Below are 24,188 nucleotides of genomic sequence, written 5' to 3'. Positions count from 1 at the left end.
CCAAAGGGAGCGCTACCAGACAGATCCCGCTTACGCCGAGCGCAAAAGGAAGCGCCAAAGGGAACTTCGCAAAGATCCCGCTTACCTTGATCGCCAAAGGAAGCGCCAAAGGGAGCGCCAAAGGGAGCGCTACCAGACTGATCCCGATTACGCCGAGCGCGAAAAGAAGCGCCAAAGGGAAATCCAAAGGGAGCTTCGCAAAGATCCGGAATACGCCAAGCGCAAAAGGGAACGCGAAAGGGAACGCCGAGCTTCGCAAAGATCCCGCTTACGCCAAGCGCGAAAGGAAACGCCAAAGGGAACGCCCAAGAAAGCATCGCAAAGATCCCACTTACCTCAAGCGAGAAAGGGAGCGCAAAAAGGAGTGTCGTCAGTCAATATTGATCATTGCCATCTGGATAGGCAAACGGTGATACCTGCTGTGCCTCAACGGGAGTCCCATTAGACCGATCAAGGATAACGGAGAAGTGCCGACTATCCGAGAGCGTCAACGTCATTGTTTTATTAGCGATAAACCTGGACTGATAAGCAAATGCCCCCATTAGAAGACATGGCTGATAGTTTGCCTGTTGAGAGCCAAAGGGAGAGAAGACAAGACCCCGAAAGAAGAAAGCAGGGCAAGCAGCGCCAAAGAGAGCGATGCAAGACCCCAAAAAAAGAAAGCTGAGAAATCAGCACCATCAAGCTTTACCGGTAATAAGTTCTTCAGTGTTTTTGCTGATGGGCTTGCCTGCGCCGTTCATTATAAATTTGCTCACTGACTTGCACTGCTTTATTCAGGTTTCAAACAGCCTCCTGATCTCCACCCTCCTCCGCCTCTGCTTTTAAAACGCTGTACATCATTACTGTTAATAGCCATAGCAAATCTTTATGCTTCATTGATATAAATCGTGTAAATAGTAAATGGATTGCGGTAGAGAGGAACTTTTATAAGAGAGCGCAGTCTTAAGATATAACTCAATAACTCAATAATTCAGTAATTCAATGAATAACACCCATAACTTACCTTCATTCGATGTTATATTTTCTGGTCTTTATTCCGGCACATCAGATTTAATTAACCAATCTTGCCAGCTTGATGCCAGAATAAGACAGCAAAATTATCAAGGCATGTCTGGCCAGACGCTGGACTCTTTTCCTGTTTACAACAGTCAATCAGATATACATAACAATGAAGCGAGCATTTTTAAATCGTTGCATAAATACGATATTGTATCTTTAACAGACTGCAATCCAGAAATCGCTTTCGGAACGGGTATTCATGAGATACCAAAATCAGTTCTTGATAAATATATACCCTGTAGTTCTGATGATGAACTTATTAATGATGAAATATCATCGATACCAAATTTTCTCTTTACCCAACAGGTGAGCTTACCGGTTAACGAACCTGATCCAATACCTGCCAGACATTCGAATACAGATGATCAGTTACCTCATCTTCCTGCCGTACTGTCTAACCGACAAGATTTGCCTCCAGTTGCTTTAGTTAACCCGGCAAACCTGAACCAAACAACAAGTGATAAGCAAACACCCCCATTAGAAGACATGGCTGATAGTTTGCCTGTTAAGAGCCAAAGGGGGCGAATACAAGATCCCGAAAAAAGAAAGCTGATAAATCAGCGCCAAAGGGAGCGAAGGCAAGACCCCGAAAAGAAAAACTGAGAAATCAGCGCCATCAATCTTTACCGGTAATAAGTTCTTCACGAGGTATATCATTGATTTAGAACAGATCTTGATTACTGCATATTTTGGTACTGATTATTATGGAGAAAGTCGTAACAGTGATATCGACCAGTTCGGCGATACTTACGAGTTTCTGATTTCCACCTATGCCACTAATGGGGTATAACTGAAACTATGTAATACTCCATGACTCTTACGACAGTCATCGTAAGAGTCATTGACTATGGTGGTGGAAAGAGGACCGAGGCTAACGCTTCAAATATCCGTCAGATTGTCACGAAAACTAGTGTAAGATTGATACCAGATCGTCCATACGAGTAACGTTTAATGACAAATATCGTATATATTGCAACCAGTCTGGATGGGTACATTGCCGACAAACAGGGAGGGCTGGATTGGCTGCACAGCATTCCTAATCCTGAACAGGATGATTTTGGCTTTGCCAGTTTTATGAACCGGGTGGATACAGTGGTGATGGGACGAATCACTTTTGAAGTGGTTTGCGGCTTCGATTGCCCCTGGCCCTACTCCAAACCGGTATTTGTCCTCAGCCACTTTCTTTTCAATATCTGAAAACAGATGTGTATCTCAATGCTTTAGTCAAAAGCCATTATCGACGTATTCGATAAGGCCCGGTGACTAAATCACTATCCAAGCGCCAGATGCGGCATTGTTCAAACTGGGTAATGCAAACAAAAAGGTACATTAGTACTTAAATGACGCCTAAGCCCTGCCGCACAGGGAGGAACTTTTATAAGAAGGCGTGATCTTAGGAGATAATTCAATAATTCAGCAATTCAATGAATCACTCCTGTAACTTACCTTCATTCGATGTTGCTTTTTCTGGTCTTTATTCCAGCAGACTAGGTGCAATAAACCAATCCTGCCAACTGGATGCCAGCAAACAACAGCAAGTATTTCAAGGTATGTCTGGCCAGACGCTGGCCTCTCCTTTTCCTATTTACAATCGCCAATCAGATATACACCAAAATGAAGCGGGTATTTTTAAATCTTTAGATGAATACGATATTGTATCTCTAACAGACCTGGATACAGAAAACGCTTTCGGAACTGATATTCATGAGATACCAAAAGCAGTGCTTGATGAATATGTGCCTTGGAATTCTGATGATGAAGTCATTAATAACGAGATATCATCAACACCCGGTTCTCCCATTATTCAACAGGTATGCTTATCGGTTAGCGAGCCTGATCAAATACCAGTAGAAGAAATTTCTGACAACTTGCCTGTTGAGCGTCAAAGGACACAAAGGAAATGGCCTGAAAAAAGAAAACTGAGAAATCAGCCCAAAAGGGAACAACGACAAGAGCCTGAAAAAAGAAAACTGAGAAGCCAGTCCCAAAGAGAACAACGACAAGAGCCAGATAAAAGAAAACTGAGAAGTCAGTCCCAAAGGCAACAACAACAAGAGCCAGATAAAAGAATACTGAGAAGCCAGTCCCAAAGGGAACAACGACAAAAGTTCGAAAAAAGAAATCTGGCAAATAAGCGGCAAATGGAGCGATATATTAAAATAATGAAAGATCCCGAAAAAAGAAAGCTGAGAAATCAGTACAAACGGGCATGGTATAAAAAAATGATGAAAGACCCCGAAAGAAGAAGATTGGAAAATCTGCGTAACTGGAAGCGAAGACAAGACCCCGAAAAAAGAGAGCGGTACAATCGGCGCAGAAGGGAGCGGTATAGAGAACTGATGCAAGACCCCGAAAATAGAAAGCTGAAAAATCAGCGCCAAAGGGAGCAAAGAAAAGACCCCGAAAAAAGAAAGTTAAAAAATCAGCGTGAAAGAGAACGAATGAAAGACCCAAAAAAAAGAGAAATGGAAAAACAGCGAAAAAGGAAGCGGTATAATGAAATGATGAAAGACCCCGAAAAAAGAAAACTGGAAAATCAGCGCAACAGGGATCGGTATAGAAAAAAAATGAAAGATCCTGAAAAAAGAAAGCTGGCAAATCAGCGCGAGAGGGAACGATATAGTAAAAGAATGAACTTTTATCGAAAATAACGGTCTTAAGCTGTAAGTCTATAATTCTACAATTCAATGGATCTCTCAAATAACTTTACTTCACTCAATCCTGATTTTTCTGATTCAAGCTCATCAGATTTAACAGTACAAACGTCTCATTTTGATACCAATGAACAACACCCGACGTATCAGGGCATGTCGGTTCAGACAATGGATACTCCTTTGTCTGTTTACCATAGTCAATCAGACATGCACGAAAATAATGCTGATGATTTTAATTTATTGAGTGAATATAATATTGATTCTCCGACATTTGGTGATCTTGCAGATGCTTTTGGTATAAATATCCTGGATATACAACAATCATTTTTTAATGAATATATACCCTTTAATTCTGATACCAGATCCGTTAATCCCTTAAATGATGTGCAATCACAAAGACCAGCTACTCCTTTTACTCAGCAGATGTGCCTATCGGGGAGCGATCCCTGGATTGGAGCCTCAGAACCATCAAGCTATTCAAGTCCAGATGATCAGTTAGCAGATTCTCCTCCAGTACTCCCTAACCCTCACGATTTACAACCAGTTACGGTAGCTAACCCGCCAAGCCTGGGCCAAACTGCAAGGGATATGCAAACGATACGGACAAATGAAATTACAGATATTAACTCTGCAACAATTACACACCAGAAGAAGCGCTATCAAAACGATCCAGGTAACGTAGAGCGCCATAGGCAACGCCAAAGGGAGCGCTACCGGAATAATCCCGATTATGCAGAGCAACAAAGAGAGCGCCAGCGGGAACGCAAAAGGGAGCTTCGCAAAAATCCCGCTTACGTAGAGCAGGAAAGGGTTCGACAAAAGGAACGTCGCAAAAATCCTGCTTACGCAGAACGCGAAAGAGAGCGAGTCAGAGAGATGCGTAAAAAACCCGGTTATCTGGAGCGCCGGAGGGAGTACCAAAGGCAGCGCTACCAGAATGACCCCGAATACGCAGAGCGCCGCAGGGAGTGCAACAGAAACCTCCGCAAAGATCCCGTTTATGCACAGCGCGAAAGGGAACGCAGAAAGGAGCTTCGCAAAGATCCCACTTACGCCGAGCACAAAAAAAAACTCAGAAGGCAGCAAAAAAAGGAGCTTCGCGACGATCCCGTTTACGCAGAGCCCGAAAAGGAGTTAAGAAAGGGACCGCAACCAGCAGGATACGACTTTAGCGAAGTTTTAAAACCAGCGCCATTGGCAAGCGATCAATATCCCCAGCCAGCCAAGACACCGAAAACTTACTAGATTACTTTTTCAGGCACGAACTTTTTCTCAATCTTCCAACTTATATACACATTTAAAAAAACAACACAAGATTCAACCTGTCAAACAAGATAACTGGGTTAAACAGTGAACAATCCAGAAGTCAGTCAATAATGGTCACTATCGTCAGGATAAGAAAATGGAAAACGGCTGCGTCTCTAGAGGAAACCCGTTTGACCGATCAAAAAAAAGGAACTTTTAAAACACGAAATAGTCTCAAACTGTAATTCTACAATTCTGTACCTGGATAATTCAATGACTGACCCATATTTTAACTCACACTTCTTATTTTCCGGATTTCAACAAGCGTATGAATCTTTTATGTCGAGCAGTGAATCATATTTTGAACGCTGTCCACCGCAAAATGGTTTAGCATTCGGGCTGCGAGTTGCTCAAACTGTACAGAGTAATTATCTAAACACATTGATTCCATATAACGAAAGCTTCCATAGCTCATTAAGCAATTACCATTATAAAAAAATACCCGTCAGGGCTATTTATTCTAAAGAATATCAACAAAGCGACCTGTTGGGTTTATCACATAAAACCGGGATACACCAGGTAACCAACCAAAACACCAGAATACTTACCAATCAATCAGAATTAAGATTTGACAAGGCCTGGGCTATGGCTGGTGAAGCAAGTTCTCAAGCACACTTTTCAAATGCTAATCATCTTCCACTTGCTTCAACGATGGAAGGCACTGGTGAACAGCTTCAACGAAATTCATTTTCTGCAGGAAATGAAATGGATTTTAACGTGCCTGCTTTCCTCACTGGTGAGTCTCTAACCGTCTCTCGTGATAAAGAATACAGGAGGGCTTATGAACGAACTGAGAAACGGAAGATTTACAAACGACTATGGGCCAAATCCGAGAGAGGGAAAGCTGCCCAAAAAGCCTGGGCACAGTCCCCGCAAGGGAAGGCTTACAGAAGGGATTACCAAAAGGCTTACGCAAAGACCGAGAAAGGTAAGGCTTTCAGACGTGCCTGGGCTCAGTCCGACAGAGGAAGGGCTTACCAAAGGGCTTACCATAGGCTTTACGCCAAGACCGAGAAGCGCAGGGCTTATCTGAAAAATTACCGTGAAGCCTTGAAGAATGCCGTTGATGATCGAGAACAAGTAAAAATTACTGGCAAGCAGGCAGCCGACTTAAGAGCGTCGAATAAAGTAAGGACTGCGACCATTTATCCAGTACCAGCAGTTTATTAAGCAAAGAAAAGCAATGAACTCCAATCAATACTGCGATTATAAGAATAAAATTCAATCCAATCATCAAAATCATCCTGATTGTGCAAATATACAGGTATTTGCCAGCAGTACAGTTGCAGACAGTTATGTACCGGCAACTCTTCAACTTGCAAACTGACCATTTGCTTTTGAATTATTCGTCGGCACAAGTGCTTCAATGAACAGACACCTCCCTCAAAATATTCGGGAGATAAAATATTATTAAAATTTCTATCAATTAATCTCAGCGGGAAATCCACTGGATATCTTACACTTCTGGCACGACCGATACAGGTGAGTCGAGAAATATGATTAAAGGCTTCACGCTCATCTGGTGCCCTATGGAAAAGAAGTCTGAGCATCGATTCATACCCTTCTCTGGCTGCCAAATAAAATACTTCTGACTCACGACCAGAAATGGCTTCCTCCCATCCCTTATTCAACAGAAGCTCGACCCCACTGATAAAGTCACCACTAATCAGCGTCAGGAGTGGAAACCAGTTGTTTTTGTCAAGAGTAAAAATTTTTGCTTTATGCTCAATTAGAAATGCGAGCATGCTCGTTTTCTTTGTTTTTATGGCACTATCACAGGCCAGTTGAAACACTGAGGTACGGTTGTTATTTATGCTATTAATGTCAGCATGACATTTAACAAGACGTTTGACTATGCATTCATGCCCTTCAAAACAGGCTACCATCAGGGGGGACCAGCCGTCATCGTTGACCACGTTGATTTCCGCCCCTGCTGCCAGCAACATCTCTGCCATGTTATCGTGGCCAACCATGGCAGCAGTATGCAAGGGAGTAAAGCCTGTCTCATCAGGTTTGTTAATGTCAGCACCTGCTTCCAGCAGTATCCTGGCTGACTCAACACAGTTCTGGTCGACAGCCGCTATCAGTGGCGTCCATGTGGAAGCATCCACCTGGTTAATATCTACGCCTGACTGGATCAGCAGCCTGATAATGTCTGGTTGATCATAATAGGATGCTTTTGTCAGCGGAGTAAAACCCTCAGGGTCCTGTCTGTTCAAGTCTGGATTCATGACGTTTGGCCAGTATCTGCCCAGTGTGTTTCTAAGTTGATTTATGTTGTACGCTTTTCCGGTTTCCTGGGTAAAGTTCTGGGCGGGAAACAGGCTGACCACGGTTAGTTTCCGCTGAGTCAATCGTGTTAAAAAAGTATTCCAGTCGCCCCCTGAGGCTGTATGGCTATGCCATGTCAAAGCCGGGTGGGATATCCTGCAAAGATCATTGTAATAGCCATCCACTGTCTTGCGTCTTAATGACCATTTTTCCAGCCATGGATTGATATTTTTAACGGTGTCAACAAAATGGTAACTAAATATTCGCCTAATCGATTTCTTAATCTCTTTTTTATATCGCCGAAAATTTGGCAAATATGAAAAATAGCCGATTGATGACAACGTATCAGATTGCATGACACCTCCCAGAATGCTCCCAGAATGTTTACCCGTCTATAACTTTCGATCCGTATAGAGAGGTATCGTAGTTTAAAGTTCCTGCCCGGTTAAATATTAATCCAATGAAGAAATGGTGTGATTCCCGATTCCAATAAACGACTATAACCAACTGAATTCCAAATCCTTTTTTGATTGACACTAATATTGAATGCGCAGTTGTGTCAGGAAGGAACTTTATATAACCAGGAGCGGTCTTAAACTGAAATTCGATAACTCGATAATTCAATGGAACGCTCTTATACAATACCTCCTTTTGATGTTACTTATGCTGAACATTATATGAGTTCAACAGAACATACGTATCAGCGTGGCATAAACAGGCAGCAGCCGGGGTATCATGGTATGAGTGTCCAACCACTGGCTCAATCTTTCCCTGTTTACCATGATCAATCAAATAGACGCCAGGTTGCAAAGATCCCACTTACCGGGTGCGCAGAAGTGAGCTTCAAAGAGAGCTTCGAAAAGATCTCGCTTACACAGATAGCCTCAGGAAGCGCTGCCAGGATAATCCCGATTACACACCCGATTACACAGAGGAGCAGAAAATGGCTGTGAATACTGACAATACTATTAAAAGGCACCCCTCCGATAAGCAAAAAGCTTCAAAGTCAGCTTCTATCGCCTCCTCCCTTATCAGTCGCCTGACTGAAGGAAAATTTACGGTCCCGATTGAGCCTATCTCACCCTGAGCAAACAAATTGCTGAAATGAGCCTGAATGTTCAATGGCTTGTGTGAAAGAGGAACTTTTATAAGAAAGCATGGTCTTAAGCTGAAATTCAATAATTCAATAATTCGATAATTCAATGGATATATTTACCTTTCCCGCTCAATTAAATTCAGATTCTTATAGCCCGTCTTACCTCAGTGATACTGCACTTTCTGAATCTGAACCATCAGGTCAGGCTTTCTCACGTGCTGTTGCTGAAGTAGCTACTGTTCCACGTGCCATGAGCACTCTCAAAACGACTAAAAACAACCTTCCGCTGCCAATCCCATTTTTTCATAATCCATTCGATGATCCCCGCTTCGAAAAAAGATCGATAGTCATCGTTTATAGCCATACCAGAGAAGAACGACCACTTTACTTACCAGTCAAAATTGAACCGCATAATCATCCCCCCACATATAATCCCGGCAAGGAGCGCTTTTCTATCCAGTCAATCCTGGGTCCAGATCAATCAACCAGGCAAAGCCCATCAGTTACTGATAACAACCGTCATCCACCTGCAAAAATTTTCAGTCAAGCCCCCACAGCCCATCAAAAGAAACGCAGCAGCAAACGCCAAAGCGAATGCCAAAGGGAATGCCAAAGGGAATGTCAAAAGGAATTTCAAAAGGAGCGCAAGAGGTTACGCCAGAGGGAGCGCTACAAGAATGATCCCGAATACGCAGAACGCCAAAGGGAGCGCCAAAGGGCACTACGCATGAATCCCGCTTATGTAGAGCACAAGAGGCAACTCGAAAGGCAGCGCTACCAGAATAATCCTGTTTTCGCAGAAAAGAAAAGGCAGCGCAACAGGGAGCGGTACCATAATAACCCTGTTTTTGCAGCGCAGAAAAGGCAACTCGAAAGGCAGCGATACCATAATAACCCCAATTACGCCAAGCTCAGAAGGGAACTAAAGAGAGAGAACCTTAAACCCATAATTCAATAGTTCAATATCTCTATGGACATGTACAGCTTTTACTCAAATTTTGGTTCTGTTAATTCCTGCTCACTGGATTACCTGGATGATCCGTCAGGATTAACTGACGATTTCATTTCACCGCCAAGTATGGCTGGCCACTCTGCGCAGAGGCATGATCCAGCCGATCATGGACATTTAAATCAGGAAATAAAAGACGACAGGACAACTTCTCCACGTTCACTTAATGATTTTTCAATTTCTCCGTTACCAGTCAATGAAGATGAATTGGCGCTTCCTGAATTTTTTTCTCTTGAAGGTCTTGATACAGTTTTCCCTTATAATTCTGCCAGCGAGCGTGTCGATAATGATTTTTCACTCACGGATTTGACATCAACAGACTTTCCGGCTTCTGTTGATAAGCAAACGCCCCCGACAGAAAAAAGGACTGACGGTAACGCTTCAGTAAGTGAACGCAAAAGGAAGCGCAATTACCCAGCACGTCAGAGGCAGCAGAAAAATCAGCGTTACCAGAATGACCCCGACTACGCAGAGCGCCTGAAGAAACAGCAAAGAGAGCGTTATCAGAATGATCCCGATTATGCAGCGCGCAAAAAAGAGCGCCAGAGGGAGCGTCGCAAAGATCCCGCTTACGCAGAGCGCGAAAGGCAGCACAAAAGGGAGCTGCGCAAAGACCCGGCATACGTAAAGCGCGAAAGGGAACACCAAACGGCACTTTACAAAGATCCCACTTACGTAGAGTGCCGCAGGAGGTGTCAACGGGAGCGCTACCAGAATGATCCCGAATACGCAGCGCGCCGCAGGGAGCTGAGCAATAAACCCGTTTACAGAGAGCGCCAGAAAAAACGCCAAAGGGAACGCTACCAGAAAGATCCTGATTACGCTGAGCGCGAAAGGAAGCGCAAAAGGGAGCGTCGCAAAGATCCCGTTTACGCAGAGCACGAAAAAGAGCTCCAAAGGAAGCGCCGAATGAAGCAAGCGATATCTGAAGGATAACTCATACCCAGAGGAACCGGTTAGATCACCTGTAGTCAGCAGTTACCAGCATCTTTTTCGCAAAGTTGTAATTTTCTCTCAAGTGGTTTGATGATACTGCCACTATCGGTACAATACCCGCCCGGTTAACCGCAAATCACCGCACGGGCCACTCAGTTATAAGCAGTCATTTTATGTCAGAGAGAGATGATGAACAAAGCTTCCGGGAAGCTATGAGAGATGTACGACCACTGAGTGGCAAAAAAGGCAACAAGACACATTCTGGCATCAGCCGTAAACCAAATACCGACATCCCTGAAAGCACACTAATGGCCCGCCGCAAGGCTGCCGAGCTGGACAAGCCTCCATCTGGCGCCGCCCTCTCTGATGCATGGATCGAGCCTGTCGATCCTGAACAGTTTATTGAATTCTCTCGACCCGGAATCCAGACAACAAGACGCAGGCAGCTGCGCCAGGGGGTGATCCCGGTTCAGTTTCAACTGGATCTGCATGGCTACAGGATTGATGAAGCCAGAGAGCTTATCCATGAGTTTATCCAGGTTTCCCGCTACCGTGGACTCACCTGCGTACGGATCATCCATGGAAAATCACACCGCAGTAAAGAGCGACAGTCGACGCTGAAGAGCCATACCAATCACTGGCTGAAACAGCTACCGGATGTTCTGGCATTTTGTTCTGCCCCTCCTTCTGAAGGTGGCACCGGTTCTGTTTTGGTACTGTTGAAAAGAAAATAAAGCCTGCATTTCCACAGAAAGACATAAGAACAAATGCCGCTTACCGCCAGATAACAGGCATGATACTATTGCTGGCATCTGCTCTAAGATTTCTGTCCAACATGCGTTGTATATCACCCAGCCTTTATACGGCTACCTGCCACTATCCCGCTGAGCGTTGTTGGCGCACCGACCTTTAGGTTCCCCCCTGTCTTTTGCTGGAAAAAGAAAAACCACCAGCCTGAGTTGTTATTCAATTTGATTTCTTGATTGGGGGAATCCCTATGTATTACTGGTTTATGCTGTTTCTGGCCATTATCACCGAGGTGGCCAGCACATCCTTTATGAAAATGGCATCGGGAAGCAACGCGGTAGTGGGCTATACGCTGATGGCTATCCTGATTTCCATTTCCTATTTTTTCCTGTCCCAAGCGGTTCGCAACATCCCCCTGGCCATTGCCTACACCATGTGGGAAGGACTTGGTCTCCTTCTGATCAGCCTGATGTCCTGGTATTTCTTTGATGAAACGTTCTCAGCCAATAAACTGATTGCCATGGCCTCACTGATGACCGGCATGATGCTGATGAACCTGGGAGAGAAACTGTCGGAAAAGCAGAAAACGGTAAATAAAGAGCAACTGATCAATGAGAAGGAGCTGCAGCCATGTCCGAACATCTGCAACTGATGGCTGTTTTCTGGGTTGTTGCCGCTTCCAGCTGCGATATTATTGGCAACGTACTGACTAAACTCTCCAACGGCTTTTCCAGGAAGCGGTATGCCGTGATGGTAATGGTCGTACAGATCGCGGCCTTTGTTTTCCTGTCCTTTGCACTGGAAAGTATTGACCTCAGTGTTGCCTATGCACTGTGGGGAGCGCTCGGCATTATTGCCACATCAATTATTGGCCGAATGATGTTTGGGGAGAGCCTGCACCCAGTCAAGTTACTGGGTATAGCAATCACATTGGTTGCGATTATTTTCCTTAAACTCTCCATCTGATATCCATCTGACCTTGGCTAACGATTATGGGCTTGCCAGGCAAGCCCATAAACAAACCACCACTACTCTTCCTTCTGAAGATAGTCTCCAAAATAGATGTCTGGTTTTTTCATTCTCAGCGCTTCATTATTGCGGGTTACATTCTGAAACTCTTTTGCCAGCGGCAAAAGATGATAAAGATTGCAATCATCCGCCGACGTACTCATCAGTGTCAGCCCAACGGGCATACCCTGTATTTTGTCATGGCCAACGGGCAGAGTAATTGCCGGTACATCAAGCAGGTTAGCCAGACTGGTCAGCTGACTCATCTGCAATGAACTGCGTAAGTCAGCCATACCGTATTTTTCTTCACCACTGATAATATCTCTGCTCACTTCAGGGGTCGTAGGCATCAGGATAACATCAACACCTCGATCCTTGAGTGATTTAAGGTGCTGTTTAAATTGATCCCTGTTTTCTGTAGCAATGCGCTTCATCCGATCAGTAAATGTTTTGGCCAGATTCATATTCAGCTTCAGTTCAGGATCAGCCTGTTGCCGTTGATCGTCCGATAACGCTGTGGAATCAAAGGTCTGTAATTCTTCAGAGCCAAACAGAACCACATGAGACAGTGCCAATGACTTCGCATTATCGGGTGAATTTTCAAGATCCATGAGATGTACCTCCTGCACATGCCTGGTCTGTCCATATCGACTCTGCCAGCAGCCAATAGCCTGCTGGCATTTTTCGGCTACCGCCGGATTGGCGATGCCCAGGGCATCCAGATCAATTGCCACGCCCAGTTTCTGATAATCAAGGCAGCGTTTTTCCGGTCTGACGGTGCTCGATGCCAGGCATGCCTGTGCGACAACATCAACGTTAATGGCTTCAAAGCCCGGCTGTACCAATGAATCCGGGTTATCGCCATAGGCTCCCCCGGTCTGATCAAAAAAGGGTTTTTCTCTAGTCTCAGCCTTACCACTTTTCACTCCCACAATGCCCGTTGCTGCAGCGGGGATACGGGTGGAACCACCACCATCACTCCCGATGGCCAGGGGCAGCAAACCACTGCTGACCGCGACAGAACCACCCGAGGTAGAACCACCAGGAATTTTAGGCTGGCCATTTTTCCCCAGGTAAGTATTGGCCAGGGGACCATCTTTCGGGTTGATACCGCTGGCCCCGGCACCGAGTGCATGCTGGGTATTGATTTGCAGCAGGCAGAATTCATCAGAGGCCCCAAGCTTATCGATAAACCCTGTGGTTTTCGTTTGCCTGGCTCCCTCCCCTTTTATCCCATGGGTTGCTGTAATCCCATTCAAGTGATATTCAGCCTTTACCGAAACGGGTACTTTGCTGTATTGGAAATCACGGTTTTTTAACGACTGTTCAAAAATACCCTGCTCGGTAATACAACCTTTCCCTTTCTCTGATAATTGATCTGACTGGCAGGCTTTTTGAATGGCATTTGCCATATTCGCTGCATTAACGCCACGCCAGTCAGACAATGATTTGTCCAGATGGCTATCACACTCCCGATCCGGCGAAATTTCAGATAAGAATTGCAGATATTCCCTATTGGTTATTATCTCCTTATCACCTTCCTTATCACCAACGGCACGAGCAGCAACTGCATTATCCGAACTTGCCTGATTGATTAAATGTTGACTGAAGGTAAGGGGAGCGGGCATTGAATCCGGCAATCCGGAAATGGATCGCATAATCCGTGCGATCGTAACATTCCTGGACAATGGTTCAATAATATATTTCAGCAAAAAGCCTTTGTTCATCTGACCTGAAGGCACCAGATTCTCAGCACGGCACTGAGGGTATTGCTTTATTTCACGATGGCAGAAAAATGCCGAGCCTTGAAGCTTTGGTTGCAAACAGAACTCACAGTCAAAAGCAGGTGACTTCGACGATGATGATGTAATTGACGCATCCATTTTAAAACCTTCTTTATTCCGTGAGCTAATCCAATGCGTTGTTTGACAGTAAACAATACAATTAGTTCATTCCAGTAGTAGTTCAATCTCACGGGAATTTCCGAAATGGGTTACGGTTTATCATTAAATGACTTCGAATACCCGTTCTGTTAGCATGAATATCCGGCTGTAAGGCCCCCAACCCTTCTCTTTATTGGAGGACCAATGTCGGAACATTCCCAGGATTTCGCTCACTCTCCCGTTTCAGCTGAAGCCCGCAAAGGCTTTTTTCCCATTCTGGTGGTCATGGTCGGTTTTACCTTCTTCTCCGCCAGCATGTGGTCCGGCGGAACCCTGGGACAAGGTCTGGACTTTTCCAGCTTTCTGATCACGGTGATGATCGGTAACCTTCTGCTCGGTGCCTATACGTCAGGTCTCGCCTGGATGGGCAGTAAAACCGGCCTTTCCACTCACCTTCTCTCGGAATATGCTTTTGGCAAAATCGGCGGTAAGCTGACGTCCCTGGTGCTGGCCGCCACTCAGGTGGGCTGGTTCGGCGTGGGTGTTGCCATGTTTGCCCTGCCGGTGAACAAGGCCACCGGAATTCACACGGAGATTCTGGTGTTAATTTCAGGATTCCTGATGACCGTAACCGCTTTTTTCGGTTTCAAGGCACTGACCATTCTCAGTTTCATCGCAGTTCCCGCTATTGCCCTGCTGGGGGGATTCTCGGTCAGCGAAGCCGTGGACAGCGCCGGAGGCCTGTCGGCATTGATGGCGATTGAACCTGCCACCACCATTACCTTTGCCAGCGCCATCAGTATCTGTATCGGGTCGTTTATCAGCGGTGGTTCCTTAACGGCGGATTTTACCCGCTTTGCCCGCACACCGAAAATTGCAGTCAGTGCGACACTGATTGCTTTCTTCCTTGGCAACAGCCTGATGTTCACCTTTGGTGCCATAGGCTCCATGGTGACCGGTCAGGCGGATATCGCCGAGGTGATGTTCCTGCAGGGTTTGATTCTGCCGGCGGTGATCACCCTGGGCCTGAATATCTGGACCACCAACGATAATGCCCTGTACGTTTCCGGCCTGGGCTTTGCCAGTATTACCGGCAAGAGTAAAAACCTGATCGTGATGATCAACGGCGCCCTGGGAACCTTGTTTGCCCTGTGGCTCTATAACCACTTTGTCGGATGGCTGGGTCTGCTGAGTTCTGCACTGCCGCCCGTTGGTGCCATTCTGCTGGCGGACTACTTCCTGGTCAGAAAAGGACAGTACCCTGACTATCAAAAGGCGTCATTTGCCGCCATCAACCCTTCAGCACTGATTGCCTGGGCTGCCGGTATTACCGCTGCGACCCTTCTGCCGGGCATTGCCCCCATCAATGGTGTGGCGGTGGCGGCTATCAGCCATGTCCTGCTGCAGAAAGCGCCCATTTTTCAGGGCCGTATTGCGTACACTGAGACTTCCCCATGAGACTTGAAAACGTCCGCCTGCACCAGCAACAGGGCCTGTTTGATATTGACATGGATAATGGCAGGTTCACTGCCATTACGCCTGCAGGCACGGCCCGACATGCTGGCCGAAACGAAGGAGTGAAGGTTATCGACGGTAATGGGCAGCTGGCCCTGCCGCCATTTATCGACCCACACGTGCATCTGGACACGGCTCTGACGGCCGGAGAGCCGGTATGGAACCGCAGCGGCACCTTGTTCGAAGGTATTCAAAACTGGTCTGAGCGAAAAAAAACACTGACCCGTGACGATGTTAAAAACCGGGCAGCAACAGCCCTGGAGTGGTATATCGCCCAGGGGGTTCAGCACGTTCGCAGCCATGTGGATACCACTGATTCATCGCTCACCGCCCTGCAGGCACTGCTGGAACTGAGAGAAGAGATGCGGGACCTGATTGATATTCAGCTGGTCGCCTTCCCACAGGAAGGAATACCCTCCTTCCCGAAAGGGGCTGAATTGCTGGAAGAGGCCCTGAAACTGGGTGCAGAAGCCGTTGGCGGCATCCCACACTTCGAATACACCCGTGAATACGGCATTGAGTCCCTGAAAACCGTGTTTGATCTGGCTGAGAAATACGATCGCCTGATCGACATTCACTGTGATGAGATCGATGATGACCAGTCACGCTTCGTAGAAACAGTGGCCACCCTGGCCCTTGAACGCGCCATGGGGCATCGGGTCACCGCCAGCCATACCACGGCCATGCACTCGTACAATAATGCCTATGTTGTCAAATTGATGCGCCTGCTGAAGCATTCCGGCATTCACTTTATTGCCAACCCGGTCACCAACCTGAATTTACAGGGACGTATGGATACCTATCCAAAGCGCCGGGGTATCACACGCATACCTGAGCTGCTGGAAGCCGGGGTTAACGCCTGCTTTGGTCAGGACGACATTGTCGACCAGTGGTTCCCCATGCAGGGTTGCAATATGCTGCTGGTTCTGTTCACCGGTCTGGTGGGCTGCCAGCTGACCGGCTTTGACCAGATTACCCAGGGCATCAACCTGATTACCCACAACAGTGCCCGATGCCTGAACATTCAGGATCATTACGGCATTGAAGTCGGCAAACCGGCAAACCTGATTATGCTGGACTCCGAGAGCGTGTTTGACGCGGTTCGCCGACAGGCTTGCGTAACCCACTCTATCCGTCATGGAAAACTGATTGCCAGTACAGTGCCTGCCAGAACCAGGCTCTATCAGTCCGGTCAGTCCAGGGATGTTGATTTGACCTGGTCAATTTAACCCCCATCCCCTGCTCCCCATCGGTTGGGGAGCATTAAATTTCCGCTCTCCATCTGAAACCCTTTCTCCAGTTATCTGTCTATATTGTCTTTGGCTCGACAAAACTCTGCATTTACTGAGGAAGTACAGATGGCAATGATCTCCATAAAAAGATGGATAATTTTCTTTTTCCTTTCCGGAGTATCCGCATTCGCTGCAGCTTACCCTGAAGCGGACAAACAGGGGGCCGTTTACCAAGGGCTTCAGGATGTCCACACCATTGCAGAAATGCAGGGAATCAATCCGCAGGATACCGCTGTCCGATGGGCAATCGGCGACAATAACCTGGTAGAGTGGCTGCTCGCCCCCTGGGATGAACGGAAAGTCAACGAAGCCCTCTCTGCTTACCAAAAGCAATACGGTTCCATTATTCATACCGCTGTCAAAGTGGTTAATGGCGCCATCAGCAATAACTTTGATGCCTCAGGCCATCGGATTACGGAACATGAACACCGGCAGCTGATAAACCTGGTCGAGCAGACGGAATACCTTCAGAAGTTTCATCCTGAAGCCCGGGCCATCACCGTCGTTGATACCGATGCGCAGTTTTTCCCCAGTGATGTATTTTTTACCAATAATCTGGCTGAGGCCTCCAATGTTGCGGCTAACCAGAAATCATCAAGCACGCTTATCCTCAGAAATACCCCGGTCTTTGTACTTGGTCAGTTAACGACTATTGACTCTGCAGGCCTGGAGCCAGCCGAGGATAGTTGGGTAGCCCTGTGGCGCCCGGAGTTTGGCCTGAAGTTCACCAGGGCAAGACACATTGCCTTTGTGGATGAATCTCTGGTTGGTGATATTCCCGCCTCACTCCGGGGGGAGGATCCTGATAACCAATTGAGACTAACCGTCACCAGCCGTGTACGAAGTCAGGACAGACACCAGCAGCTACCTTTAGGCACACCGGTTTACAGCCTGAATGGGCATTACTTTTTTGCTGAACGAAGCCATCAGACTCCGGCATCCCGGCAGATTGGATCGACGGAGATAAAGCTCTATCCGGCTCAACTGTCGCCCGTGGAATTATCGGTTGATCCGGCAGGCAAACTGGATAATCAGGTGAAAAAAGTGCCACTTTCCCTGAGTTACCGGAACTTTCTGAATCAGCTGAGTAATACCCTGTTAAAATACCCGACGGACTATGTTGCACCTGAACACAATGAGAACCGTTACTTTGCCCTTGGCGAAGGAACCATTGGCCCTGATGGCGAAAGGGGTATGGACGCTTCTACTTTCGTCCTGAAGCTCATCCAGCCTTTCGGCAAATGGCTACCCAGGTACTCTGTTCACCAGGTTGAGGAAGGCATCAAAAACCGTCTGATCAAGACCACTCACAATGCATCCCTTGAGGAAAACTATCAGGCCATGCTGAACAACTGCCAAGTCGGCCATTTTGTATCGGTGGGGCGTGGCAATAATATGACCTGTCTGGGCAGTATCACCCTGGATCAGCTCGGACAGCTCAGCGATGAAGCCTATGCTGATGCTGTAACCACCGGAGGTATGACAGACCAGGATCGTATTCCACTGCTGGCACTCAGTACCGTCGGACTGACAACGGCAGAGGACGTTGTCATCAATAAACCGGCAGGTTCTATGGAATTCCGGTCAACGGGTGAGACTTTACCGCTGTATGTGGTATCAAAGGAGTCAAAGATGGTCTGGTATATTACTGGCAAGGCTGCGCTATACCCCGTTTTTAAATCGGGCTATCTAAGCAGCTTTATTCGCAATGGCAAATCATTGACATTTTACAGTTACTTTAAGCCCGTTAGCACTTCCCCTGGAGATTGAGCATCACGCTCTATTAAGCAGAATAATGAAAATGTATATTTATGGCTAAGTGGGCAGGCACATCCTGGAAAATACCTCTGAATTGATTCAGAGGTATTACTGCACGGGATCAAAGGGTTAACTCATCGTCACCGCTGCTGCTCCTGCCATCAAAGGTATCATCCTCCCTGTGCGGCGGCCTGTTAGACAAATCCTCCAGGTTGATACTATAAGATGCAGACTCAGCAAAATTCACATCCAGTAGACCCTGCGTTTCAGGGGAGACGGTATCACGATCTCTGCTTACGGGTTGCAAATCCTGTTGCCGTCCACGCAAGTAATCATCCTCCGATGATGAAAATCCGTCCCCATAGCGCCCAACAAAGGGAAGTGAGCCACCAATCGCGCTGTCCTCAGCCTTTGTGTGAATGGGCCGAGGAGCAACTCTTGACTCACCTAACTCACCTTGATTCTGTAAAGGTATGGGCGTGACATCTGAACCAGTGTCTTTCAGGTACAAGCGATTTTCACTCTTAAGTCCCCGATCCATTCCCAGGTCAGCAGCAAGACTTCTTTGCAGCTCATCTTGAGATACTGCCCCCTCAGGGCCTGACGCTCTTGCCCCCCCTAATGTTGAGGAGTCTGATGCAATAGAGGCCTGTTGCCTCTGTTCACTTTTAAAGGTGACGCTTTTTTTAATACTACTTTCAAGATGTTCTGTTCTTGAACCAAAAGAACCAAACTGCTCTGTTCTTGACCCAAAAGAATCAAACTGCTCTGTTCTTGACCCAAAAGAATCAAATCGTTCTGTTCTTGACTCCAGAGAATCAAGTATACCTGAGTGCTTTACATGCTCCGTTCTTATCTCTGAGAACTCGCTACCCAGCTCTTTGAAATCACTTTTTAATTCTGTCACCAATGGAGCAACATTCGGGTTATTAATAATGGGGTCTACGAATTTGACCAGTTCCTGGAATTTTCTCTCTAAATCCTGTAGACGACGACTACAGTCATCCATACGATTACCGGCCATTTGAATACCACCTCTTAGTTCACGAACACTCTCTTTTAGACTGTGAAACTCTTCTAGCTGACCTTGTAAATCTAAAACCTGACCCTTTGCGTCAGAAATCACATTTGCCTGTGCAATGATTAATCCGGATTTGTTATTGATCGTATTTTCTGCTTCCGCCAGCTGTTGATTAAACTCATTAACTTGCTTATGCAGCCTGTCGATCTGAGCCTGTGATTCCTTTTGCTGTTCTTGAAGTGTGGAAATTTTTTGCTCTTTAAGTTCAATATCGAGACGAAGTTGCTTAAGTTCCTTCAGATTATCTTCAGATTTGGCGGTAGCCAAATCAGCACGAAGGCTACGTAGCTGGTCTTGCAATTCATGAATCGTTTTCTCGTGCGTCTTAATTGATGACAAATGAGTCTGAATCACTCCCTTTTGAGCCTCAATTTCCTGTTTCAAACTGTCAACATCCTGCTTATGAGATAACTGCTCCTGTTTCAGCGCCTTATCCGTTGTTTCTAATTTCACCATGGTTTCATAATTAGTTGTCCTGATCTCTTCGTTCCGCTTCTGTACTACCTCTAATTCTCCGGTTAATTTCTGATTTTTTTGCTCCAACTCCTTATAAAAGTGTTTTGATCCCTCCAACGCAGCTTCAATATGATGCATATGACTCACATCTGATTGCTGTTCCTGGATACGTTGTTCCAGACCGCTGATTTTCGTTTCACTTGCCTTCAATTCTTGCCTTAAGTAACTGATTTGGCTCGTCTTCAAAGTTACCTCTTCTCGTAAAGAGGTAACATCCTTTTGCGCTTGATCAAGTCGATTCTGGAGATCTTTCACTACCTCAAGTTTATCCTTTAGCTTGCCCTGAAGTTGATTGGCAGTGTCTGATACGTACTTTTTATCCCCCTTAACCTTTGTAAGCTGTCGTTCCAGGTTCAGAACCTCGCTCTTTGTTTTTGAAAGTTCATCTTGTGTAGCCTTCAATGTACGCTCCGAGACAGTCAATTGTTCATTGGCAGCCTCAAGACTGGTTTTTGTATTATGCAGTTCAGTTTGCAACCTGGTCTCATTTCTCTGATGTGAATTCAGCTCCTCCGTTAACTGGTTATTTGCTGAGTGTTTCGCAGACAGCTCCTTATCACCTCGCTCAATCTCTTTGTTCAAATAAGCGATGCGATGCTCATGCGACCTGATTGCCGTTTCCAGCTCTGACTTATGCGCTTCGAGTTCAGAAACGGTCGTTTTCAGATCATGATTCTTAACGCTCGCTGCTGCCAACTTGCTTTCAGCAGTGGATGCGTTGTCTACTGCACGGTCAAGCTCACCAACCAGGATGTGTTTATCATGACGCACAGATTTCAACTCGGCTCTCAGTTCGGTTACGTCCTGCTCTGCCTTACTCCATTTCAATTGAACCTGCTCTGATTGCTCCCACACCTCTTTGAGTTCACTCTTTATGTTCTTTAGGGTTTCACTCAGCTTTTCCTGTGACGCGATTAATGTGTCCCTCTCATTCTGTAACTCGTCTATTTTTTGCGCAGCCTGTGTGTGTGATTTCAAGAGTTCTTTCGTTAAAAAAGTTGTACGCTGCCCCTTGTCCTCAGCCCGCGAACTCTTCCGTTCAATAGCTAATAATTGAGAATATCTTTCAGGATCAATATCTGATTTTTGATCTACTTTATTTTGCAATTCATGATTTCGCTGTTCACTAAGTTCTAACTTCTGCCTGGTATCACGAAGTTCAGTACAAAGTTCGTATTTCTGCCTGGTCAGTTGAAAGTTCTGATCCTTCAATCTGGATACAGCATCATGATCGACAACACAGCCATCAAAAGGGGAAGAGCCGCCAAATACAGGACCTTGACCAGCCGGATCCAGGTGCCCTGATAAATGAGGGACGCCAATGGGGTGATTAGCTACTCCAACCCCACCCCAGGAAACCGGCCCCTGCACTGTTTGAGGACAAGACGGCTTCACTCCAGTGTACAGGCTGGGTTGTGGCACCACAGAGGGAGGTGTCATGGTATTGCTATAAGACATTTTATTACCTTGCATTTTTGTTGGGCCAAAACAACAATGCTTTGAGAAGATAAAGCTAGAGAAAGTTGCATTCATTCATATTTTTTTTAAAATCAAAAAATATTATCTTGATTTCATTATTTGATAAAAACCATTTACCCAGGAGCCTTAATCAGGTTCTTATATTTTTCCTTCCTGCCTGTTTTTTATTTTTATGACCATTTGGAATCCTGGTCTTAGATGAGGTCTCCAGTTCAGATCCCGGTGCCTCTCTTGCCGATGGCCCCTCTGTGCCAGAATCCGACTCAGTCTGATCGAGTGCTTCACCCCATATTTTCCGGGCGAGCCAACCTGTGGCTTGACGCAGCGAATTGGCAGCATCTGTGCACTTTTTCCAGGTCCATTTCCAGGTCCATGTGACCATGGGCTTCGTGCCATAATCAACCATGGATTTCACTCCATAATCAAAAGCAAAATTCAACGATTTTTCGAGAAGGTGATAAGGAAACCTGGCTAAACCAATCATGGCACTATCAAATCTGCCCAGCCTTCCCAGCCCCCCGGATGCCACCGTACCGGTGTCGGCCGTTGATGAAGCCTGAGCTATCGGTGGCCGACCAACAGAACGGTAGAAGGGAATTGGAGGCAATGGCGTATTCTCCTTCTGTTGGTCGGGCTGTAGCTGATGAGTGATGGCAACAACATCTGTGCCATCTATTGTTTTCGATAATACCGTCCTTTGGGTTGTCTCTGGCGTTATTACTTTACTTCCACTTCAACCGGCCGGAATCCTTCCCTGCTAGCTATATAAAGCTGGTACCATTCAACATTCATTTGATGGTGCTCCAGCTGGCCCTTCAGTTCAGATACTTCCTGCAACAACTCTCCAACCCGATGATCCAGGCGCACATTTTCGCCAAGCAGCTTATCCTTTTCTTCCTCGTCAAATTTGGATTTACTCATCAGCTGCTGTAATTGTTCATCACATTTTTTCAGCCTGTTGTTTAACGCCTCACTCTGACTTTGTTGATCCGCTAACAGTGCTTTCTTTTCTCCAGCCAGACGATGAACATGTGCTTCAGTACCCTTGAGGTTGTTGTGAAGTTTTCGAATTTCATCGGACTGCAGGGTGCGGGCAAACTTTTCGAGGTTTGCGTCCTCACGTCTTCTTTCATTCAGCTTATTGAGTTGCTCTTTCAGACGCTCGCATTGATCGACTGACTCACTGTATTGCTGTTTAAGCCGGGCTATCTCCGTATTTCTGTCTTCAATCTGCTGTTTTACCGGGGCTATTCTGGTTTCAAGCAGTTCTGCCACGGTTTTCTGCCCGTCCTCCAGGGTAGATTGATCCGGCCTTTGCAAATCCGGAAACTGACTGATTTGCTGACGAAGCTGTTGTTCTGTCTCTTCATGAAGCCTGATCTGGTCCGCTTGAACCGACAGGCGATTTGATAAAGAGTCCAGTGCATCAATATGCTTACGCTCTTTTGCGTTTGTCAGCTCACGCAATTCACTGATTTCCCTGAGCAGTGCTTGTACCTGAGCCTCGTTTTGAACGGTGAGGGTCTGCAGGCGGTCTTGATGAAGAGTCTTTAACGATTCCACTTCAAGTCGATGCTGCGCCTCTGCATCGTTCACTTCAAACTGATGCTGCCCTTCTAATGTACGCACCCTGGCTTGATACCGGGCCTCCATATCACGCATCTGCTGCTGGTCTGCCGCTAGATTACTCTCAAGACAGTGAATTTTATCAGCCTGCGCCTGTCTGACCCGGGTATTATCTTCATTCGTCTGATCATACTGCTGGCGGGCTGCTTCAAGCTCTCCAGAGAGCTGTTGAATACGTAACGACTTTTCCGCCAGTTGTTTGTCCAGCCCGACTTTTAAAGCCCGTAAAGCCCGGTAACTGTCACGGCTATCCGCATTCTCACCGTCAAGATGGTCTGCCCGTCTGACGACCCGTTCCAGCAGGACATTGAGTTCATGATTTCTGTTGTGCTCCCAGCTTAATTTTTGACCCAACTGCTGTGCCTGATGAGCGCATTGATCATTTAAGCCCGTTAGCTCCCCCGCATGAACCTTCCAGGCTGCCAGCTGGTCAGAAAGTTCGGCATTTTGAGACTTGAGATCCTGCTTGTGCTGCTCGAGCTTCCTGACATCTTCAACCTGTTTTGCCACCATTGGCAGGAGCTTTTGAACCGGTTCTTCGACCCGGGTAATCTTGCGAAGCATGAGTTTCATGCCCCTGCCGGCATCATAAGCCAGAGAGGCAGGAAGCAGTATCGGGCTGAGTGCAATAGTGACGACGTAACCAAACGAGCCAAGCTTACCGACCAGCCATTTCCCCCATTTGATGATACTGGGTTTGTTAAAGCCGAGATCATCAACCGCAGCCCTGGTCATTTTATGAATGGCATTGGCGCCATCATTCACATTCTTTAACGCCGATGAATGAACCCTGTCTGGCCCCGGATTGGCAGCGGCAGTATGAACTGGATTAGTTACAGGTTCAGGTCCCATGATCATTCCCTCTATGTTTTTTTATTCGAAGTCGATAAATTGAACTCCTGTCTTAGAGTGAAAATTTTCTGATTAGTTTCCCGGTCAAACAAATATTT

The 24,188-nt window shown here is 46.4% G+C and carries 19 protein-coding genes and 1 pseudogene; 14 read left to right on the top strand and 6 right to left on the bottom strand.

The genetic code is table 11. The features are described from left to right. The 6 genes from KDK13_RS04730 to KDK13_RS04705 form a co-directional block, all read left to right on the top strand. A partial coding sequence (locus tag KDK13_RS04730; RefSeq protein WP_373692208.1) for a hypothetical protein occupies positions 1-445 on the top strand: 445 nt, incomplete at its 5' end. A 539-nt stretch (positions 446-984) separates the two neighbouring features. Beyond that, on the top strand, positions 985-1,665 hold the full coding sequence (locus tag KDK13_RS04725) for a hypothetical protein (RefSeq protein ID WP_257283785.1): 681 nt from the start codon (positions 985-987) through the stop codon (positions 1,663-1,665). Between the two features lie 348 nt (positions 1,666-2,013). After that, complete coding sequence (locus tag KDK13_RS04720; RefSeq protein ID WP_257283784.1) at positions 2,014-2,259, top strand: dihydrofolate reductase family protein; 246 nt, start codon at positions 2,014-2,016, stop codon at positions 2,257-2,259. Positions 2,260-2,612: 353 nt separating this feature from the next. Further along, a complete protein-coding gene (locus KDK13_RS04715) occupies positions 2,613-3,713 on the top strand; it encodes a hypothetical protein (protein WP_257283783.1) in 1,101 nt (366 codons plus the stop codon). Between the two features lie 36 nt (positions 3,714-3,749). Beyond that, positions 3,750-4,961 (top strand): hypothetical protein, encoded by a 1,212-nt coding sequence (locus tag KDK13_RS04710; RefSeq protein WP_257283782.1) that lies wholly within the window; start codon positions 3,750-3,752, stop codon positions 4,959-4,961. 273 nt (positions 4,962-5,234) lie between these two features. Further along, on the top strand, positions 5,235-6,191 hold the full coding sequence (locus KDK13_RS04705; protein WP_257283781.1) for a hypothetical protein: 957 nt from the start codon (positions 5,235-5,237) through the stop codon (positions 6,189-6,191). Here KDK13_RS04705 and KDK13_RS04700 read toward each other — a convergent pair. Beyond that, positions 6,188-7,009, bottom strand: a complete 822-nt coding sequence (locus tag KDK13_RS04700) for an ankyrin repeat domain-containing protein (RefSeq protein ID WP_373692209.1) — start codon at positions 7,007-7,009, stop codon at positions 6,188-6,190. The genes KDK13_RS04705 and KDK13_RS04700 overlap by 4 nt on opposite strands. Before the next feature lie 9 nt (positions 7,010-7,018). Then, positions 7,019-7,252 (bottom strand): annotated as a pseudogene (locus tag KDK13_RS19135) (ankyrin repeat domain-containing protein); the annotation flags it as partial. A 1,386-nt stretch (positions 7,253-8,638) separates the two neighbouring features. Here KDK13_RS19135 and KDK13_RS04690 point away from each other — a divergent pair. From KDK13_RS04690 to KDK13_RS04670, 5 genes are all read left to right on the top strand, one after another. Then, on the top strand, positions 8,639-9,346 hold the full coding sequence (locus KDK13_RS04690) for a hypothetical protein (protein ID WP_257283780.1): 708 nt from the start codon (positions 8,639-8,641) through the stop codon (positions 9,344-9,346). A gap of 12 nt (positions 9,347-9,358) precedes the next feature. Continuing rightward, complete coding sequence (locus KDK13_RS04685) at positions 9,359-10,333, top strand: hypothetical protein (protein ID WP_257283778.1); 975 nt, start codon at positions 9,359-9,361, stop codon at positions 10,331-10,333. Positions 10,334-10,506: 173 nt separating this feature from the next. Next, positions 10,507-11,067, top strand: coding sequence for a Smr/MutS family protein (locus KDK13_RS04680; RefSeq protein WP_257283777.1), 561 nt, complete (start codon positions 10,507-10,509; stop codon positions 11,065-11,067). A gap of 263 nt (positions 11,068-11,330) precedes the next feature. After that, entirely contained in the window at positions 11,331-11,732 is a 402-nt protein-coding gene (locus KDK13_RS04675) for a multidrug efflux SMR transporter (RefSeq protein WP_257283776.1), read from the top strand. Further along, positions 11,711-12,046, top strand: a complete 336-nt coding sequence (locus KDK13_RS04670; RefSeq protein ID WP_257283775.1) for an SMR family transporter — start codon at positions 11,711-11,713, stop codon at positions 12,044-12,046. Before KDK13_RS04675 ends, KDK13_RS04670 begins: the two co-directional genes overlap by 22 nt. A 62-nt stretch (positions 12,047-12,108) precedes the next feature. On the opposite strand, the gene KDK13_RS04665 is transcribed toward KDK13_RS04670, so the two are convergent. Beyond that, positions 12,109-13,971, bottom strand: a complete 1,863-nt coding sequence (locus tag KDK13_RS04665) for an amidase (RefSeq protein WP_257283774.1) — start codon at positions 13,969-13,971, stop codon at positions 12,109-12,111. 204 nt (positions 13,972-14,175) lie between these two features. On the opposite strand from KDK13_RS04665, the gene codB reads away from it, so the two are divergent. The 3 genes from codB to KDK13_RS04650 all read left to right on the top strand — a co-directional run bounded on the left by codB (position 14,176) and on the right by KDK13_RS04650 (position 18,548). Continuing rightward, positions 14,176-15,429, top strand: a complete 1,254-nt coding sequence (codB, locus tag KDK13_RS04660; RefSeq protein ID WP_257283773.1) for a cytosine permease — start codon at positions 14,176-14,178, stop codon at positions 15,427-15,429. Then, on the top strand, positions 15,426-16,715 hold the full coding sequence (gene codA, locus KDK13_RS04655) for a cytosine deaminase (RefSeq protein WP_257283772.1): 1,290 nt from the start codon (positions 15,426-15,428) through the stop codon (positions 16,713-16,715). Before codB ends, codA begins: the two co-directional genes overlap by 4 nt. Before the next feature lie 129 nt (positions 16,716-16,844). Further along, complete coding sequence (locus tag KDK13_RS04650) at positions 16,845-18,548, top strand: hypothetical protein (RefSeq protein WP_257283771.1); 1,704 nt, start codon at positions 16,845-16,847, stop codon at positions 18,546-18,548. A gap of 109 nt (positions 18,549-18,657) precedes the next feature. On the opposite strand, the gene KDK13_RS04645 is transcribed toward KDK13_RS04650, so the two are convergent. The 3 genes from KDK13_RS04645 to KDK13_RS04635 all read right to left on the bottom strand — a co-directional run bounded on the left by KDK13_RS04645 (position 18,658) and on the right by KDK13_RS04635 (position 24,090). After that, positions 18,658-21,666, bottom strand: a complete 3,009-nt coding sequence (locus tag KDK13_RS04645; RefSeq protein WP_257283770.1) for a hypothetical protein — start codon at positions 21,664-21,666, stop codon at positions 18,658-18,660. Positions 21,667-21,742: 76 nt separating this feature from the next. Beyond that, positions 21,743-22,219, bottom strand: a complete 477-nt coding sequence (locus KDK13_RS04640) for a hypothetical protein (protein WP_257283769.1) — start codon at positions 22,217-22,219, stop codon at positions 21,743-21,745. Between the two features lie 110 nt (positions 22,220-22,329). Further along, the gene (locus KDK13_RS04635) at positions 22,330-24,090 is read right to left on the bottom strand and encodes a hypothetical protein (RefSeq protein WP_257283768.1); all 1,761 of its coding nucleotides are present in this window, start codon (positions 24,088-24,090) and stop codon (positions 22,330-22,332) included. Positions 24,091-24,188 lie beyond the last annotated feature (98 nt).

This window comes from Endozoicomonas sp. SESOKO1 (assembly GCF_024606265.1).
Lineage (GTDB): Bacteria > Pseudomonadota > Gammaproteobacteria > Pseudomonadales > Endozoicomonadaceae > Endozoicomonas.
Note: the sequence above shows the minus strand (reverse complement) of the source record. Positions and strands in the feature narration are given on the sequence as shown.

Coding starts and splice junctions, on each gene's coding strand:
- KDK13_RS04725 (WP_257283785.1), top strand. CDS start 985: ATGAATAACACCCATAACTTACCTTCATTCGATGTTATATTTTCTGGT.
- KDK13_RS04720 (WP_257283784.1), top strand. CDS start 2,014: ATGACAAATATCGTATATATTGCAACCAGTCTGGATGGGTACATTGCC.
- KDK13_RS04715 (WP_257283783.1), top strand. CDS start 2,613: ATGTCTGGCCAGACGCTGGCCTCTCCTTTTCCTATTTACAATCGCCAA.
- KDK13_RS04710 (WP_257283782.1), top strand. CDS start 3,750: ATGGATCTCTCAAATAACTTTACTTCACTCAATCCTGATTTTTCTGAT.
- KDK13_RS04705 (WP_257283781.1), top strand. CDS start 5,235: ATGACTGACCCATATTTTAACTCACACTTCTTATTTTCCGGATTTCAA.
- KDK13_RS04690 (WP_257283780.1), top strand. CDS start 8,639: ATGAGCACTCTCAAAACGACTAAAAACAACCTTCCGCTGCCAATCCCA.
- KDK13_RS04685 (WP_257283778.1), top strand. CDS start 9,359: ATGGACATGTACAGCTTTTACTCAAATTTTGGTTCTGTTAATTCCTGC.
- KDK13_RS04680 (WP_257283777.1), top strand. CDS start 10,507: ATGTCAGAGAGAGATGATGAACAAAGCTTCCGGGAAGCTATGAGAGAT.
- KDK13_RS04675 (WP_257283776.1), top strand. CDS start 11,331: ATGTATTACTGGTTTATGCTGTTTCTGGCCATTATCACCGAGGTGGCC.
- KDK13_RS04670 (WP_257283775.1), top strand. CDS start 11,711: ATGTCCGAACATCTGCAACTGATGGCTGTTTTCTGGGTTGTTGCCGCT.
- KDK13_RS04665 (WP_257283774.1), bottom strand. CDS start 13,971: ATGGATGCGTCAATTACATCATCATCGTCGAAGTCACCTGCTTTTGAC.
- codB (WP_257283773.1), top strand. CDS start 14,176: ATGTCGGAACATTCCCAGGATTTCGCTCACTCTCCCGTTTCAGCTGAA.
- codA (WP_257283772.1), top strand. CDS start 15,426: ATGAGACTTGAAAACGTCCGCCTGCACCAGCAACAGGGCCTGTTTGAT.
- KDK13_RS04650 (WP_257283771.1), top strand. CDS start 16,845: ATGGCAATGATCTCCATAAAAAGATGGATAATTTTCTTTTTCCTTTCC.
- KDK13_RS04645 (WP_257283770.1), bottom strand. CDS start 21,666: ATGAATGCAACTTTCTCTAGCTTTATCTTCTCAAAGCATTGTTGTTTT.
- KDK13_RS04635 (WP_257283768.1), bottom strand. CDS start 24,090: ATGGGACCTGAACCTGTAACTAATCCAGTTCATACTGCCGCTGCCAAT.